Source organism: Geobacillus sp. JS12, from assembly GCF_001592395.1.
GTDB lineage: Bacteria > Bacillota > Bacilli > Bacillales > Anoxybacillaceae > Geobacillus > Geobacillus zalihae.
This window is the reverse complement of sequence record NZ_CP014749.1, coordinates 3,250,777-3,268,349: the sequence shown is the minus strand read 5'-3', so window position 1 is coordinate 3,268,349 and position 17,573 is coordinate 3,250,777. Positions and strand designations below refer to the sequence as shown.

Here is a 17,573-nt window from a genome sequence, read left to right as displayed (position 1 = left end):
TGCGCTCGTTCATTATTTCTTGCGGCGACGGATGATGAATTTATCCGATTTGTTTTTCTTTTTGCGTGTTTTGTATCCAAGCGTCGGTTTGCCCCATGGTGTCATCGGCGATTTGCGTCCGATTGGCGCTTTCCCTTCACCACCGCCGTGCGGATGGTCAACCGGGTTCATAACCGAACCGCGAACTGTCGGGCGAATCCCCAACCAGCGGGCGCGTCCTGCTTTCCCGATGTTGACAAGTTCGTGTTGCTCGTTGCCGACTTCACCAACCGTTGCACGGCATTTGCCTAAAATCATGCGCACTTCGCCGGAAGCCAAACGAACGATGACGTATTTTCCTTCTTTCCCGAGCACTTGCGCCGACGTACCAGCTGCACGCACCAATTGTCCGCCGCGGCCCGGTTTCAGCTCAATGTTGTGGACGAGCGTACCGACTGGGATGTTCTCAAGCGGAAGCGCATTGCCGATTTTAATGTCCGCATCCGGACCGGACATGATTTCCATGCCGACTTTCAAGTTTTTCGGCGCGATAATGTAGCGTTTTTCACCGTCTGCATAGTTGATGAGCGCGATATTGGCAGAACGGTTCGGATCGTATTCAATCGTAGCAACGCGTCCTGGAATTCCGTCTTTGTCGCGTTTAAAGTCGATAATCCGATATTGGCGTTTATGGCCGCCGCCTTGATGGCGCACCGTAATTTTCCCTTGATTGTTGCGGCCCGCCTTTTTCTTTAACGGAGCAAGCAGCGATTTTTCCGGCTGATCCGTCGTAATTTCCGAGAAATCAAGCACCGTCATGCCGCGACGGCCGTTCGATGTCGGTTTGTACTTTTTGATCGCCATCGGAATGTCCCTCCTTCATCGTTTATGTTACACTTCAAACAGTTCGATCTCTTTGCTGTCCGGCGTCAGCGTGACGATCGCTTTGCGGCGGCGGTTCGTATAGCCGCTGTAGCGGCCGACGCGTTTAAATTTCCCTTTATAGTTCATGATGTTCACTTTGGCTACTTTAACGCCAAAAATTTTCTCGACGGCGTCTTTCACTTCCGTCTTGTTCGCTTTGACGTCGACCTCAAACGTATATTTTTTTTGCCCGATCAAATTCATTGTATTTTCCGTGATGATGGGGCGCTTAATAATGTCGCGAGGGTCTTTCATTATGCAAGCACCTCCTCTACTTTCTCCACGGCCGCCTTCGTAATGACGAGTTTGTCATGGTTGAGCACATCGAGCACATTGATGCCGTTGGCTGCCACCACTTTGACGCCAGGAATGTTGCGCGCCGACAGATATACATTCTCATTCAGCTCGTCGGTCACAATGAGTGCTTTCCGATCCACTGAGAGATTGTTTAAAATTTTGACCATTTCCTTCGTCTTCGGTGCTTCAAGCGACAATTGATCCAATACAACGATGTCGTTTTCGAGCACTTTCGAAGACAATGCCGATTTGATCGCTAAACGGCGAACTTTTTTCGGAAGTTTGTAGCTGTAGCTGCGCGGAACTGGACCAAAGACCGTACCGCCGCCGCGCCATTGCGGAGCGCGAATCGAACCTTGACGGGCGCGTCCTGTCCCTTTTTGGCGCCATGGCTTGCGGCCGCCGCCGCTCACTTCAGCGCGGTTTTTCGTTTTATGCGTTCCTTGACGCATCGAGGCGCGTTGCATAATCACTGCTTCGAATAACACATGCTTATTCGGTTCAATCCCAAAAACGGCGTCGTTCAACTCGATTTCGCCGACCGTCTGACCGTTTTGGTTGTATAATGCTACTTTTGGCATTACGTAGTTCCTCCTTTCTTGGCCGGATGTTATTTCGCCTTCTTCGCCGCTTTCACGGCGCTTTTGACGATGACTAAGCCTTTTCTCGGACCCGGCACATTGCCTTTAATGAGCAGCAAGTTGCGCTCCGGATCCACTTTCACGATTTTCAAGTTTTGGATCGTCACGCGCTCACCGCCCATGCGGCCCGGCAAGTTTTTCGTTTTGAAAACGCGGTTTGGCGCGATGGCCCCCATCGAACCCGGACGGCGATGATAACGGGAACCGTGAGCCATTGGTCCGCGTGATTGACCGTGGCGTTTGATCGCCCCTTGGAAACCTTTCCCTTTCGAAATGCCCGTGACATCGACAATTTCGCCTTCGCTGAAAATGTCAACTTTCACTTCTTGGCCAACTTCATATTCATCGATGTTGGCGCCGCGGATTTCACGAATGAAGCGCTTAGGTGCCGTGTTCGCTTTGGCAGCATGGCCAATTTGCGGTTTATTGGCGCGTTTTTCGCTAATATCTTCAAAACCTAATTGGATCGCTTCGTAACCGTCGTTTTCGATCGTTTTCTTTTGCAGGACGACGTTCGGCGTCGCATGGATGACGGTTACCGGAATCAAATCGCCATTTTCCGCAAATATTTGCGTCATACCGATCTTTCTTCCTAAGATTCCTTTCGTCATGTGTCACACCTCCCAGTCGATCAAAGTTTAATTTCAATATCAACGCCCGACGGCAAATCGAGACGCATTAACGAATCAACCGTTTGCGGAGTCGGGTTGATGATGTCGATCAAACGTTTATGCGTCCGCATTTCGAATTGTTCACGGGAGTCTTTGTACTTATGAACGGCACGCAAGATCGTATACACCGTTCTTTCCGTCGGCAACGGGATCGGCCCCGACACTTTTGCCCCGGAACGTTTTGCGGTTTCCACAATTTTCTCCGCCGATTGGTCTAAAATTCGATGATCGTAAGCTTTTAAACGAATGCGAATTTTTTCTTTTGCCATTTGGTTTCCCTCCTTCTTCGCCTATTTTGAAAATAGACTTCTCCACGGAAATTTCCTGCACACCGCCGTGGCAAAGCGGCCGGGTGTGTCAGCAACCTTCCGCTTCATCGCAGTCAAAGACCAACATTTGATATTATACTGGTATGTAAGCAAGATTGCAAGTGATTTCTTTGCTTTTCCCACACTTCTTCTATTATACATAGCCGCCATCCCGTTTTCAACACAGCCGCCAATCTGACGGTCAAGATGGCATCAAAAAAAGGATGTCCATTGCTGGACACCCTTTTTTGCCGTGATTACTCGATGATTTCCGATACAGAGCCAGCGCCGACCGTACGGCCGCCTTCGCGGATCGAGAATTTCGTACCTTCTTCGATCGCGATCGGGGCGATCAGTTCCACCGTCATTTCAACGTTGTCGCCAGGCATAACCATTTCGACGCCTTCCGGAAGCGTGATAATGCCCGTTACGTCCGTCGTACGGAAGTAGAATTGCGGACGGTAGTTCGAGAAGAACGGAGTATGGCGTCCGCCTTCTTCTTTCGTCAGGACGTATACTTGCGCTTTGAATTTCGTGTGCGGCGTGATCGAACCAGGTTTCGCCAATACTTGGCCGCGCTCGACTTCATCACGAGATACGCCGCGGAGAAGCGCACCGATGTTGTCGCCGGCTTCCGCTTGATCGAGAAGTTTGCGGAACATTTCTACACCCGTAACGGTCGTCGTTTTCGGCTCATCCGACAAACCGATGATTTCAACCGGGTCGCCAACTTTCAACGTACCGCGTTCAACACGGCCTGTTGCAACCGTACCGCGGCCCGTGATCGAGAAGACGTCCTCGATTGGCATCATGAACGGTTTGTCCACTTCACGTTGCGGCGTCGGGATGTATTCGTCAACCGCATTCATCAGTTCAATGATTTTTTCTTCCCATTGCGGGTCGCCTTCAAGCGCTTTTAATGCCGAACCTTTGATGACCGGCACTTCATCGCCTGGGAAGTCGTATTCAGAGAGAAGATCGCGAACTTCCATTTCAACAAGTTCAAGCAATTCTTCGTCGTCCACCATGTCGCATTTGTTCAAGAATACAACGATGTACGGAACACCGACTTGGCGGGAGAGAAGAATGTGTTCGCGCGTTTGCGGCATCGGACCGTCAGCTGCCGATACAACAAGGATCGCGCCGTCCATTTGCGCCGCGCCCGTGATCATGTTTTTAACGTAGTCAGCGTGGCCCGGGCAGTCAACGTGCGCATAGTGGCGAGCATCTGTTTCATACTCGACGTGCGCCGTCGAAATCGTAATCCCGCGTTCACGCTCTTCCGGAGCAGCGTCGATTTGGTCGTACGCTTTTGCTTCGGCTTTGCCTTGTTTCGCCAAAACCGTCGTGATCGCAGCTGTCAACGTCGTTTTCCCGTGGTCAACGTGGCCGATCGTGCCAATGTTGACGTGCGGTTTCGTGCGCTCAAATTTCGCTTTAGCCATGAGAGATATCCTCCTTAAAAGTAAGATATGAATTTATATGGTTGGGTAAGTATAGGATGCTTGGGAACAAAATGTTCCCAAGTCTTACTTACATAAGTATTTATAGCGAAACTAGCAAGAGAAATCAATTATTCGCCTTTATTTTTTTTGATAATTTCATCGGCGATGTTTTTCGGAACTTCTTCATAGTGGTCAAACACCATCGAGAACGTTCCGCGTCCTTGCGTGTTCGAACGGAGCGATGTCGCATAACCGAACATTTCAGCCATCGGCACCATCGCCCGGACGACTTGGGCGTTGCCGCGCGCTTCCATCCCCTCGATGCGGCCGCGACGGGACGTGATGTCGCCCATGATGTCACCGAGGTACTCTTCAGGGATGACGACTTCGACTTTCATGATCGGTTCCAAAAGAACCGGATCGCACTTCGTCGCGGCGTTTTTCAATGCCAAGGAAGCAGCGATTTTGAATGCCATTTCGCTCGAGTCGACATCGTGGTACGATCCGTCGAACAGCTTCGCTTTAATGTCGACAACCGGATAGCCGGCTAAGACGCCGTTTTGCATCGCTTCTTCCAATCCAGCTTGGACGGCCGGCACATACTCTTTCGGAACAACCCCACCGACGATGGCGTTCTCGAATTCGAAGCCTTTGCCGCGCTCGTTCGGCGAGAATTCGATCCAAACGTGGCCGTATTGACCGCGGCCGCCGGATTGACGGATGAATTTGCCTTCGACTTGCGCCGATTTGCGGAACGTTTCGCGGTAGGCAACTTGCGGCGCCCCGACGTTCGCTTCGACTTTGAACTCGCGGCGCATCCGGTCGACGATGATGTCAAGATGCAACTCGCCCATTCCGGAGATGATCGTTTGGCCCGTTTCCGGGTCGGTGTGAGCGCGGAAAGTCGGGTCTTCTTCTTGCAATTTTTGCAGCGCTTGGCTCATTTTGTCTTGATCGGCTTTCGACTTCGGCTCGATTGCCACCGAAATGACCGGTTCTGGGAATTGCATCGACTCTAAAATGACAGGATGCTTGTCATCACATAGAGTATCACCGGTCGTCGTATCTTTTAAACCTACCGCTGCGGCAATATCACCGGCATAGACTTTCGAAATTTCTTGACGGTGGTTCGCGTGCATTTGCAGCAAGCGGCCGATCCGTTCGCGCTTCCCTTTCGTCGTGTTCATCACATATGAACCGGAATCAAGCGTTCCAGAGTAGACGCGAATAAACGTCAATTTCCCGACATACGGGTCAGTCATGATTTTAAATGCCAAAGCGGCAAACGGAGCGTCATCGCTTGCTTCACGTGTCACTTCTTCTTCGGTATCCGGAACGACGCCGCGAATCGCCGGGATGTCAACCGGAGACGGCAAGTAGTCGACAACGCCGTCAAGAAGCAGCTGAACACCTTTGTTTTTGAATGCCGAGCCGCAGAAGACCGGGAAGAATTCAACGCTGATCGTCGCTTTGCGGATCGCGGCCTTCAGCTCTTCCGCCGTGATTTCTTCTCCTTCCAAATATTTCATCATTAATTCTTCGTCCAGCTCAGCGACCGCCTCAATCAGCTTGTTATGGTACTCTTCTGCCATATCGCGGTATTCTTCCGGAATGTCAATGCGCTCAATGTTTTTGCCAAGCTCATCATGGTAATGGTACGCGCACATTTCAACCAAGTCGATAATGCCGGAGAATTGATCTTCAGCACCGATCGGCAGTTGCACCGGATGGGCGTTCGCTTGCAGGCGGTCATGGAGCGTTTTCACCGAATACAAGAAATCGGCGCCGATTTTATCCATTTTGTTGACGAACACGATCCGTGGGACGCCATATGTCGTCGCTTGGCGCCAAACGGTTTCCGTTTGCGGTTCAACACCCGATTGCGCGTCTAAGACCGTGATGGCCCCGTCCAATACGCGCAACGAACGCTCAACCTCGACCGTAAAGTCGACGTGCCCCGGCGTGTCGATGATATTGATGCGATGGCCTTTCCATTGCGCCGTTGTCGCCGCCGACGTGATCGTAATTCCGCGCTCTTGTTCTTGTTCCATCCAGTCCATCGTGGCCGCACCTTCATGCACTTCCCCGATTTTATGAACGCGGCCGGTATAGAACAAGATCCGTTCCGTCGTCGTCGTTTTCCCGGCGTCAATGTGCGCCATAATCCCTATGTTGCGAGTCTTTTCCAAGGAGAACTCTCTTGCCATAGTGGTTATTTTCTCCTTCCTTCAAATATGAAATATAAGTAGATGGCGCCGCCATCGATGGCGCAATCCCCTTGTCTTTGAAGTTGTCCCACGCGCGACCGGAAAGGCCGCAATATATAGGAAGATAGGTGAATAGGCAACCGCAGTGCCTCCTCACCTATTTCCTTTAGGCGGCGCTCCTTACCAGCGGTAATGGGCAAACGCGCGGTTCGCTTCAGCCATTTTATGTGTATCTTCGCGTTTTTTCACCGCTGCACCCGTGTTGTTGGCAGCGTCCATAATTTCATTTGCCAAGCGCTCTTCCATCGTTTTTTCGTTACGAAGACGTGCATATTGCACGAGCCAGCGCAAACCGAGAGAAACGCGGCGGTCCGGACGAACCTCGACCGGAACTTGGTAGTTCGCCCCACCAACGCGGCGAGCGCGCACTTCCAACACCGGCATCACGTTTTTCAACGCTTGCTCAAACACTTCCATTGGATCTTTACCCGTGCGCTCACGGATAATATCAAACGCGGTGTAAAGAATTTTTTGTGCTTTTGATTTTTTGCCGTCGATCATAATTTTATTGATCAAACGGGTAACAAGCTTCGAATTGTAAATTGGATCCGGCAGTACGTCACGTTTAGCAACAGGGCCTCTACGTGGCATAGTGTTTCCTCCCTTCAGGAAAACATTCTCTTCATTTCATTATTTTTTCGCTGCTTTTGGTTTTTTCGCGCCGTATTTCGAACGACCTTGCATCCGGTTCGCTACGCCTGCAGCATCCAGCGCCCCACGGATGATATGGTAGCGTACCCCCGGCAAGTCTTTGACACGTCCGCCGCGGATGAGCACAACGCTGTGTTCTTGCAAGTTATGGCCGATCCCCGGAATGTACGCCGTAACTTCAATCCCATTTGTCAAGCGGACACGGGCGTATTTCCGCAACGCCGAGTTCGGTTTTTTCGGCGTCATCGTGCCGACACGCGTGCAAACGCCACGTTTTTGCGGAGACGACACATTCGTTTGCTCTTTTTTGAAGCTGTTATACCCTTTGTTCAACGCAGGGGATTTCGATTTCACGACTTTTTTCTCGCGTCCTTTGCGGACCAATTGGTTGATTGTAGGCATGAAAAGATCCTCCTTTCGCATGTATCGTTTAAGCCCACATATCCAGGTGGTTCATCGTTTATGCAAATAAAGGTTTTAGGGGAGAAAGGCAAAACGTTACCGAAGGATCGCCACTGCAGCCGCGCCGACTTGGATTTTGCACGCCTTGCCAAGCTTTTTCATCGAATCGACTTTTGTGACCGGCACGTTTGCCTCATTGGCGGCGGCGGTCACTTTTTCGATGATCGGCAAGTCGGCATCCTCCGCCACGATCACTTCCGCTGCTTTCCCTTCCTTTAAAGCCCTTATCGTTTGTTTGGTTCCAATGACAATTTTTCCAGCCTGTAATACTTTTTCATAAGACATGTAACATATCCTCCAAAGTACCAGGTTGTTGGAACACCTTTATTAGACTACCATTTTCTTTGTCGATTGTCAACTGGATTTTTCATTAGATGATGGCCGGCCAAGGAGCGCCTTAGCCGGCCGCTTGGCTCGCGTTATTTGGACGACACCGTGTCGCCAGCCGTTTCCTTTTTGACGGCCGGCTTCACTTTCCGGTAGCGGGCCATACCGGTTCCAGCCGGGACGAGTTTGCCGATAATGACGTTTTCTTTTAAGCCAAGCAGTTCATCACGTTTTCCTTTGATCGCTGCATCGGTCAAGACGCGCGTCGTTTCTTGGAACGAAGCAGCAGACAAGAATGAATCCGTCTCAAGCGACGCTTTCGTGATGCCAAGCAACACCTGGCGGGCCGTCGCCGGCCGTTTCCCTTCGCGAAGAGCTTTGGCGTTGACATCCGTAAACTGGTGGACATCCAAAAGCGTACCCGGCAGCACATCGGTGTCGCCGGCATCGATGACGCGCACTTTGCGCAGCATTTGCCGCACCATGACCTCGATATGCTTGTCGCTGATTTCTACCCCTTGCATCCGGTACACTTTTTGCACTTCGCGGAGCAAGTACTCTTGGACGGATGTAATATCGCGCACGCGCAACAACTGTTTCGGGTCGACCGAGCCTTCTGTCAGCTCTTGGCCGCGTTCGACGCGCTGACCTTCTTCGACTTTCAGCCGCGCATTGTACGGCGCTACATATGTCCGCGTTTCAACCTCACCTTGCACGACAACTTCATATTGGTTGTCACGCGTTTTGTTAATCGAGATGACCGTGCCGTCAATTTCCGAAATGACCGCTTGCCCTTTCGGGTTGCGCGCTTCAAACAGCTCTTGCACCCGTGGCAAACCTTGAGTGATATCGTCGCCGGCGACGCCGCCTGTATGGAACGTCCGCATTGTCAGCTGCGTGCCCGGCTCGCCGATCGACTGAGCGGCGATAATGCCGACGGCTTCGCCAACTTCGACGTCCATGCCGGTCGCCATGTTGCGGCCGTAACATTTTTTGCAGACGCCATGGCGCGTGTTGCAGGCGAATACGGAGCGAATCCATACTTCCGTAATGCCGGCTTTCATGATCTCATTGGCGATATCTTCGGTGATCATCTCATCTTTGCGGACGATCACTTCGCCCGTTTCCGGATGGCGCACCGTTTTGTGCGCATAGCGGCCGACAAGCCGCTCTTCAAGCTTGACGACAACTTCCGTGCCATCCGTCAGCGCCCGCGCCAAAATGCCGCGGTCGGTGCCGCAATCTTCTTCACGGACGATGACGTCTTGGGCCACGTCGACAAGGCGGCGCGTGAGATAGCCTGAGTCGGCCGTTTTGAGCGCCGTATCCGCCAATCCTTTTCGCGCGCCGTGCGTCGAGATAAAGTATTCCAATACCGTCAAGCCTTCGCGGAACGACGACTTGATCGGCAGCTCAATGATCCGGCCGGCCGGGTTGGCCATCAAACCGCGCATCCCCGCAAGCTGCGTAAAGTTCGACGCGTTCCCGCGCGCTCCGGAATCGCTCATCATAAAGATCGGGTTGCGTTTATCAAGCGACTTCATCAACCGGTCTTGAATTTTGTCTTTCGCCGCGCTCCAGATGGAGATGACGCGCTCGTACCGCTCTTCGTCCGTAATTAAGCCGCGGCGGAACTGCTTCAAAACCGTATCGACTTTCGCTTGCGCTTCATCCAAAATTTCTTGTTTTTCCGGCAGGACGACGATATCGGCCACGCCGATCGTGATGCCGGCCTTCGTCGAATATTGGAAGCCAAGGTCTTTCATGCGGTCGAGCATCTTCGATGTTTCGGTGATTTTGAACCGTTTGAACACTTCAGCGATAATTTGCCCGAGCACTTTTTTCTTAAACGGCGGCACGAGTTCGCGCTTGCGAATTTCTTCGCGCACGTTGACCCCTTTGTCAAGGAAGTACTTGTCCGGCGTCCGCCCTTCAATGTTTTCCGTCGTCGGCTCGTTGATGTACGGGAACGAATTCGGCAAAATTTCGTTGAAAATGAGCTTTCCGACGGTCGTTAAGAGCAGCTTGTTGTTTTGCTCTTCGGTAAACGTTTCGTTTTTCAGCGAACCGGCATGAATGGCGATGCGCGAATGGAGATGGACGTAGCCGTTATGGTAAGCAAGCAGCGCCTCGTCCGTGTCTTTGAACACCATGCCTTCGCCGATGGCTCCCTCGCGCTCCATCGTCAAGTAGTAGTTGCCCAACACCATGTCTTGTGATGGTGTCACGACCGGCTTCCCGTCTTTCGGGTTCAAAATGTTTTGCGCCGCCAACATCAACAAGCGCGCTTCGGCTTGCGCCTCAGCTGACAGCGGCACGTGCACCGCCATTTGGTCGCCGTCAAAGTCAGCGTTGTACGCCGTGCAAACAAGCGGATGAAGACGGATCGCCCGCCCTTCCACAAGCGTTGGTTCAAACGCCTGAATGCCGAGACGGTGCAGCGTCGGAGCGCGGTTTAACAGCACCGGATGTTCTTTGATGACATCTTCAAGCACATCCCACACTTCCGGATGGACGCGCTCGATTTTCCGTTTCGCGCTTTTAATGTTATGCGCCAACCCCCGCTCCACAAGCTCCTTCATGACGAAAGGCTTAAACAGCTCGAGCGCCATTTCTTTCGGCAGGCCGCATTGATACATTTTCAAGTTCGGACCGACGACGATGACGGAGCGGCCGGAATAATCAACGCGTTTGCCGAGCAAGTTTTGCCGGAAGCGCCCTTGCTTCCCTTTCAGCATGTGGGAAAGCGATTTTAACGGACGGTTCCCCGGACCGGTCACCGGACGGCCGCGGCGGCCGTTATCGATCAAAGCATCAACCGCCTCTTGCAGCATCCGCTTCTCATTTTGGACGATAATGTTCGGCGCACCGAGATCAAGCAGCCGTTTCAGCCGGTTGTTACGGTTGATGACGCGGCGGTACAAATCGTTCAAATCCGATGTTGCAAACCGCCCGCCGTCAAGCTGAACCATCGGGCGCAACTCCGGCGGAATGACCGGCAGTACATCAAGCACCATCCATGCCGGGTCGTTCCCTGAACTGCGGAACGCTTCAAGCACTTCAAGCCGCTTAATGATGCGGGCGCGCCGTTGCCCTTGCGCCGTTTTCAGCTCTTCTTTCAGCGCGGCCACCTCTTTATCCAAATCAATGTCTTGGAGCAGCTTTTTGATCGCCTCCGCCCCCATCGACGCTTGGAACGATTGACCGTACTTCTCGCGATAGGCGCGGTATTCCTTTTCCGACAACAGCTGCTTTTTCTCAAGCGGCGTATCACCCGGGTCGGTGACGACATAGGATGCAAAATAAATGACCTCTTCGAGCGCCCGCGGCGACATGTCAAGAACCAACCCCATCCGGCTCGGGATGCCTTTGAAATACCAGATGTGCGAAACCGGGGCAGCCAGCTCGATATGGCCCATCCGTTCGCGGCGGACTTTCGAGCGCGTCACTTCGACGCCGCAGCGGTCGCAGACGACGCCTTTGTAGCGAACGCGTTTATATTTGCCGCAATGGCATTCCCAGTCTTTCGTCGGACCGAAAATGCGCTCGCAAAACAAGCCGTCTTTTTCCGGCTTTAACGTCCGATAGTTGATTGTCTCTGGCTTTTTGACTTCGCCATACGACCAAGAACGAATTTTCTCCGGGGAAGCGAGCCCAATTTTCATGTACTCAAATTTATTGACATCCAGCAAGGGTATACCTCCCTTTTTGATCCGTCGGTTTTCCGTTCCCTCAAGCGGCCAATGGCGGGGAACAGCTCCCCGCCTGGCCGTTATGGCCGGTTTATTCTTTCGTCACCGCATCTTTCTCTTCGCCGGCTTCTTCCCGTTCGGCCGGTTTGACGTCCACCATGATGGCATCCGGTGCATGGTCATCATCATCATCAAAGTTTTCCATGTTGATTTCTTGTTCATCGCTCGTCAAAATCGTGACGTCCATGCCCAAGCTTTGCAGCTCTTTGATCAACACTTTAAACGACTCCGGCACACCCGGCTCCGGAATGTTTTCCCCTTTGACGATCGCCTCGTACGTTTTGACACGGCCGACGACATCGTCGGACTTGACGGTCAAAATTTCTTGCAGCGTGTATGCCGCCCCATACGCCTCAAGCGCCCATACTTCCATCTCACCAAAGCGCTGGCCGCCGAACTGCGCCTTGCCGCCAAGCGGCTGTTGAGTGACGAGTGAGTACGGGCCGGTGGAACGGGCATGAAGCTTGTCGTCGACCATGTGGGCGAGCTTGATCATGTACATGATCCCAACCGACACGCGGTTATCAAACGGTTCACCCGTCCGTCCGTCATACAGCACCGTTTTTGCATCGCGCGCTAGACCTGCCTCTTCGAGGATGTTCCAAACGTCTTCCTCCGTCGCCCCGTCAAAGACCGGGGAGGCGATGTGCAGGCCGAGTTTTTTCGCCGCCATGCCAAGGTGCAGCTCAAATACTTGCCCGATGTTCATCCGCGACGGAACGCCGAGTGGGTTTAACATGATGTCAATCGGCGTGCCATCCGGCAAGAAGGGCATATCTTCCTCCGGCAAAATGCGGGAAATAACCCCTTTGTTTCCGTGGCGGCCTGCCATTTTGTCGCCCTCGGAAATTTTCCGCTTTTGCACAATATAGACGCGCACCAGTTGATTGACACCCGGCGGAAGCTCGTCGCCGTCTTCGCGGTTGAACACTTTCACGTCAAGGACGATGCCGCCGCCGCCGTGCGGGACGCGCAACGACGTATCACGCACCTCGCGCGCTTTTTCGCCGAAGATCGCGTGCAACAGCCGCTCTTCCGCCGTCAGCTCGGTCATTCCTTTTGGCGTCACTTTGCCGACGAGCAAGTCGCCGTCTTTCACTTCTGCGCCGATGCGGACGATGCCGCGTTCATCCAAGTTTTTCAGCGCATCCTCGCCGACGTTTGGAATGTCGCGCGTAATTTCTTCAGGACCGAGTTTCGTATCGCGCGATTCGGCTTCATACTCTTCAATATGAATGGATGTATACACGTCTTCTTTGACGAGCCGTTCGCTCATGATGATCGCGTCTTCGTAGTTGTAACCGTCCCATGTCATAAAGGCGACAAGCACATTGCGGCCAAGCGCCAATTCGCCCTTATCCATCGACGGGCCATCGGCCAAAATTTCGCCCTTCTCAACGATATCGCCTTTTTTCACGATCGGCCGCTGGTTGTAGCACGTGCCTTGGTTCGAACGAACGAATTTCAGCAGCCGGTACTTATCCAAATCACCCTTGACTTCTTTGCCGTCCACTTCAATCAGCCGACGCACCCAAATTTCCTTTGCTTCGACGCGCTCGACGATGCCGCGGTGCTTGCAAATGACCGCCGCGCCCGAGTCTTTCGCCGAAACATACTCCATCCCCGTTCCAACGATCGGCGCTTCCGGTTCCAACAGCGGCACGGCTTGCCGCTGCATGTTCGCCCCCATCAAGGCGCGGTTCGAGTCGTCATTTTCCAAAAACGGGATGCACGCTGTCGCTGCCGAGACAACTTGCTTCGGCGACACGTCCATATAGTCGACGCGGTCGCGCTTGACGACGATGTTCTCGCCGCGGAAACGGGCGACAACGTTTTCCTCAAGGAACGTGCCGTCTTCCGCAAGCGGCACGTTCGCCTGCGCTACAACGTAATTGTCCTCTTCATCGGCTGTCAAATAATCGATTTGGTCCGTTACTTTTCCTGTCTCCGGATCGACGCGCCGGTATGGCGTTTCAATAAAACCAAACTTGTTCACTTTCGCGTAAGTGGACAGCGAGTTGATCAGCCCGATGTTCGGCCCTTCCGGCGTCTCGATCGGACACATCCGCCCGTAGTGCGAATAGTGAACGTCGCGCACCTCAAACCCAGCGCGCTCACGTGTCAATCCGCCAGGGCCAAGCGCGGACAGACGCCGCTTGTGCGTCAGTTCGGCCAATGGGTTCGTTTGATCCATGAACTGTGACAGCTGCGAGCTGCCGAAAAACTCTTTGATCGCCGCGATCACTGGGCGGATGTTGATCAGCTGCTGCGGCGTAATCGTGTTCGTATCTTGGATCGACATGCGCTCGCGCACGACGCGCTCCATGCGCGACAGGCCGATGCGGAATTGGTTTTGCAATAGTTCGCCGACCGAACGGAGGCGGCGGTTGCCTAAATGGTCGATGTCATCCGTATCGCCGACGCCGTGGAGCAAGTTGAAGAAATAGCTGATCGACGCAATGATGTCAGCCGGTGTAATATGTTTGACATCCTCGGCGATGAAGCCGTTGCCGATGACGTTGATCACTTTTTCGCCATCCGGGTCATTCGGGGCATAAATTTTGATCGTTTGCACCGAAATGTCCCCGTCCACCACCCCTTCGGCCGGGCGGTATGTCTGTAAGCCGACCCCTTTTTCCAAATACGGGAGCAGGCGATTCAGCGTTCGGCGGTCGATCATCGCTCCAGCTTCAGCGATGACTTCTCCCGTTTCCGGATCGACGATCGTTTCCGCGAGCCGCTGATTGAACAGGCGATTTTTAATATGAAGTTTTTTATTGATTTTATAACGGCCTACGCTCGCCAAGTCATAGCGCTTCGGGTCAAAAAAGCGCGACGCCAGCAAATTTTTCGCATTCTCAAGCGTCGGCGGCTCTCCCGGACGAAGACGCTCGTAAATTTCAATCAACGCTTTTTCCGTGCTGTCGGTATTATCTTTTTCAAGCGTATTGCGCAAGTATTCGTTGTCACCGAACAGATCGATGATTTCTTGGTCGGAGCTGAACCCAAGCGCACGGAGAAGCACCGTAACCGGCAGTTTACGGGTGCGGTCGATGCGAACGTAAACGACGTCTTTCGCATCGGTTTCATATTCAAGCCATGCGCCGCGGTTCGGAATCACTGTCGCCGAGTAGCCGCGTTTGCCGTTTTTATCAACTTTGTCGCTGTAATAGACGCTTGGCGAACGGACGAGCTGGGAAACGATGACGCGTTCCGCCCCATTGATAATAAACGTTCCGGTTTCCGTCATGAGCGGAAAATCGCCCATAAACACGTCTTGTTCCTTCACTTCGCCCGTTTCTTTATTGATCAGGCGAACTTTGACGCGAAGCGGCGCCGCATATGTAACGTCGCGTTCTTTCGCCTCTTCGACCGTATATTTCGGTTCTCCTAAACTATAGTCGATAAATTCAAGCGAGAGATTGCCGGAAAAGTCTTCAATCGGGGAAATTTCCCTAAACATTTCCCGCAGCCCTTCATCGAGAAACCATTGGTAGGAGGACGTTTGAATTTCGATCAAGTTCGGCAATTCCAGCACTTCGCTGATGCGTGCATAGCTTCTGCGTTGGCGGTGTCGCCCGTATTGAACTAGTCGGCCTGTCAAGAGTGATTCACCCCTCAAATGTAGACATTAGTGAAAACCGGAACCGGAACAGCTCCATCATCCGCTCTGCTCAGCAATCAATGCCTTCAAGGCGGACTGGCCGCTCCGTCATTCCGGGGCAAAGCACTAGGCATGCATGCAGCCGGCCCCCGCCATCCGGGCGGAAACGGCTTCGTTGCGTGCACCGCCGTTTCATTTAGGGGATTTAACACGCTCCCGGCGCGAGGAAACCAGGCGTTGAGTTGAATGGAGAAAAAAAGAAAATGGTTTCTATTCCAATAGAAAACCATATGGTTCGTTGTTTATTGATTTTATCATTGTTTCCATTGCGTCCAAAATTATACGTCATCCCCTCTGCACGGGAAATGTGCATATTTAGCATTTTATAATGCTACCACAATAAAAAAACGGTGTCAACATTTTTTCGCCTTTATGATATAATATCCTTTTTTCTTCGCGACGACTTCTACAGCGGGAAAGCATTCGTTCAGCTTTTGCAAGGCCGATGGGGCGCCTTGCTTTTTTTGAATGACGACCCATAGCTCGCCATGATCAAGCAGATGATCGCGGCTTTGTTCAAAAATCGCGTAAACGACCCGTTTGCCAGCCCGGATCGGCGGATTGGTGACGACCGCTGCAAATCGCTGTTCTCCGACTTCCGAAAAAAGATCGCTTTTGTAAATCACCGCATTGTCAATCCCGTTTGCCTGCTTGTTTTCCTGCGCCAGTTCGAGCGCCCGCTCGTTGACATCAATCATGTGAACGCGCCGGTTTGGAAACGATTTGGCCAAGGCAAGCCCGATCGGCCCATATCCGCAGCCGACATCCAACAAATCCCCAGCCACTCCCGGCTCCTCGAACGTTTCAATTAACAGGCGTGTGCCAAAGTCGACTTCGCGCTTTGAAAACACTCCGCTGTCGGTCGTAAAGCGGAATTCATGCCCCCGCAACACGTACGTCCACGTTTGCGGGTTTCGCTCCGACTTCGGATTGACTGAGTAATAATGCTCGCTCATCATCATCCCCTCCTCCTTGTCGACAGGCTGCACTGCCTTCCGTTATATAGTGTAACAAAAAAGAGGCCGTCCCTTGCTTCGGGCAAGCCTCTTTTTTCAATGGCGCAGCCATTACTTGATTTCGACTTTCGCGCCAGCTTCTTCGAGTTTTGCTTTGATTTCTTCTGCTTCTTCTTTCGCAATGCCTTCTTTGATCGGCTTCGGAGTGTTGTCGACCAAGTCTTTCGCTTCTTTCAGGCCGAGGCCAGTGATTTCGCGAACAACTTTGATGACTTTGATTTTTTGCGCGCCGGCGTCGGCAAGAATGACGTCGAATTCCGTTTTTTCTGCCGCTGCTTCAGCGCCAGCTGCTGCGCCGCCCGCGACAACAACCGGAGCCGCAGCTGTTACGCCGAATTCCTCTTCAATTGCTTTGACTAATTCATTTAATTCCAATACCGTCATGTTTTTCACAGCTTCGATGATTTGTTCTTTCGTCATCACAACTTCCTCCTTTGTTTTCTGAATGATTGTTAAGCACATATCGATGCGCCATTACGCGCCTTGTTCCTCTTGCTTGTCAGCCACCGCTTTAATCGCAAGCGCAAAGTTGCGGATCGGGGCTTGAAGAACGCTAAGCAACATCGAAAGCAACCCTTCGCGGGACGGGAGTTTCGCCAACGCATCGATTTCTTCTTTGCTGGCGATGTTCCCTTCGATGACGCCGCCTTTGATTTCCAATGCTTCATGCGTTTTCGCAAACTCGCTTAAAATTTTTGCCGGCGCCACGACATCTTCATTGCTGAAGGCGATGGCATTTGGACCGGTGAACACTTCATCCAGTCCTTCCAAGCCGACTTCCGCGAGCGCCCGGCGGGTCAAGGTGTTTTTGTACACTTTAAACTCGACGCCTGCCTCGCGCAGCTGTTTGCGCAACTCGGTCATTTCCGCCACGTTCAAGCCGCGGTAATCAACGATGACGGTTGCCTTGCTGGCCCGGAATTTGTCTGCGATTTCCGCGACCACTTGTTTTTTCAGTTCAATCGCGCTCGACACGTCCTGCACCTCCTGTAAGGAAAATGAGAGAATACCACTTATACCGTCTGCTCAATAAAAAACCTCCATGCCGCGTAGACATGGAGGTGTCGTTCAACGCACCGCCGCTCGTCCCCGACGCAGGGCGCGCTGTTCTATCGTCCACATACCTCGGTAGGAAATTAAGCCTCAAACAGGCACCTACTGTCTACGGT

15 protein-coding genes and 1 other annotated feature (1 of these 16 running past the window's edge) are annotated in these 17,573 nt (G+C 52.6%); all 15 genes read right to left on the bottom strand.

The window, feature by feature from the left end:
* Positions 1 to 12: 12 nt before the first annotated feature.
* Complete coding sequence (gene rplB / locus A0V43_RS16015) at positions 13 to 843, bottom strand: 50S ribosomal protein L2 (RefSeq protein ID WP_011229623.1); 831 nt, start codon at positions 841 to 843, stop codon at positions 13 to 15.
* A 27-nt stretch (positions 844 to 870) separates the two neighbouring features.
* Entirely contained in the window at positions 871 to 1,158 is a 288-nt protein-coding gene (gene rplW / locus A0V43_RS16010; protein ID WP_011229622.1) for a 50S ribosomal protein L23, read from the bottom strand.
* A complete protein-coding gene (gene rplD, locus A0V43_RS16005) occupies positions 1,158 to 1,781 on the bottom strand; it encodes a 50S ribosomal protein L4 (protein WP_011229621.1) in 624 nt (207 codons plus the stop codon). The genes rplW and rplD overlap by 1 nt, the downstream gene beginning before the upstream one ends.
* Positions 1,782 to 1,810: 29 nt before the next feature.
* Positions 1,811 to 2,452, bottom strand: a complete 642-nt coding sequence (gene rplC / locus A0V43_RS16000; protein WP_063193547.1) for a 50S ribosomal protein L3 — start codon at positions 2,450 to 2,452, stop codon at positions 1,811 to 1,813.
* Between the two features lie 20 nt (positions 2,453 to 2,472).
* On the bottom strand, positions 2,473 to 2,781 hold the full coding sequence (rpsJ, locus tag A0V43_RS15995; RefSeq protein WP_008881945.1) for a 30S ribosomal protein S10: 309 nt from the start codon (positions 2,779 to 2,781) through the stop codon (positions 2,473 to 2,475).
* Positions 2,782 to 3,077: 296 nt separating this feature from the next.
* Positions 3,078 to 4,265, bottom strand: coding sequence for an elongation factor Tu (gene tuf, locus A0V43_RS15990; RefSeq protein ID WP_011229619.1), 1,188 nt, complete (start codon positions 4,263 to 4,265; stop codon positions 3,078 to 3,080).
* Between the two features lie 128 nt (positions 4,266 to 4,393).
* The gene (gene fusA / locus A0V43_RS15985; RefSeq protein ID WP_063193546.1) at positions 4,394 to 6,472 is read right to left on the bottom strand and encodes an elongation factor G; all 2,079 of its coding nucleotides are present in this window, start codon (positions 6,470 to 6,472) and stop codon (positions 4,394 to 4,396) included.
* Between the two features lie 180 nt (positions 6,473 to 6,652).
* A complete protein-coding gene (rpsG, locus tag A0V43_RS15980; protein ID WP_011229617.1) occupies positions 6,653 to 7,123 on the bottom strand; it encodes a 30S ribosomal protein S7 in 471 nt (156 codons plus the stop codon).
* Positions 7,124 to 7,162: 39 nt separating this feature from the next.
* A complete protein-coding gene (rpsL, locus tag A0V43_RS15975) occupies positions 7,163 to 7,585 on the bottom strand; it encodes a 30S ribosomal protein S12 (protein WP_011229616.1) in 423 nt (140 codons plus the stop codon).
* 96 nt (positions 7,586 to 7,681) lie between these two features.
* On the bottom strand, positions 7,682 to 7,930 hold the full coding sequence (locus A0V43_RS15970; protein ID WP_011229615.1) for a 50S ribosomal protein L7ae-like protein: 249 nt from the start codon (positions 7,928 to 7,930) through the stop codon (positions 7,682 to 7,684).
* Between the two features lie 134 nt (positions 7,931 to 8,064).
* Complete coding sequence (rpoC, locus tag A0V43_RS15965) at positions 8,065 to 11,664, bottom strand: DNA-directed RNA polymerase subunit beta' (protein ID WP_025950559.1); 3,600 nt, start codon at positions 11,662 to 11,664, stop codon at positions 8,065 to 8,067.
* A 91-nt stretch (positions 11,665 to 11,755) separates the two neighbouring features.
* Positions 11,756 to 15,328, bottom strand: coding sequence for a DNA-directed RNA polymerase subunit beta (gene rpoB / locus A0V43_RS15960; protein ID WP_063193545.1), 3,573 nt, complete (start codon positions 15,326 to 15,328; stop codon positions 11,756 to 11,758).
* A 413-nt stretch (positions 15,329 to 15,741) separates the two neighbouring features.
* On the bottom strand, positions 15,742 to 16,344 hold the full coding sequence (locus tag A0V43_RS15955) for a class I SAM-dependent methyltransferase (protein ID WP_013143980.1): 603 nt from the start codon (positions 16,342 to 16,344) through the stop codon (positions 15,742 to 15,744).
* Between the two features lie 111 nt (positions 16,345 to 16,455).
* Positions 16,456 to 16,824 (bottom strand): 50S ribosomal protein L7/L12, encoded by a 369-nt coding sequence (gene rplL / locus A0V43_RS15950; RefSeq protein ID WP_012820484.1) that lies wholly within the window; start codon positions 16,822 to 16,824, stop codon positions 16,456 to 16,458.
* 54 nt (positions 16,825 to 16,878) lie between these two features.
* The gene (gene rplJ / locus A0V43_RS15945) at positions 16,879 to 17,379 is read right to left on the bottom strand and encodes a 50S ribosomal protein L10 (RefSeq protein WP_011229610.1); all 501 of its coding nucleotides are present in this window, start codon (positions 17,377 to 17,379) and stop codon (positions 16,879 to 16,881) included.
* A gap of 47 nt (positions 17,380 to 17,426) precedes the next feature.
* Positions 17,427 to 17,573 (bottom strand) — a sequence feature (ribosomal protein L10 leader region); it runs 17 nt beyond the window's last position.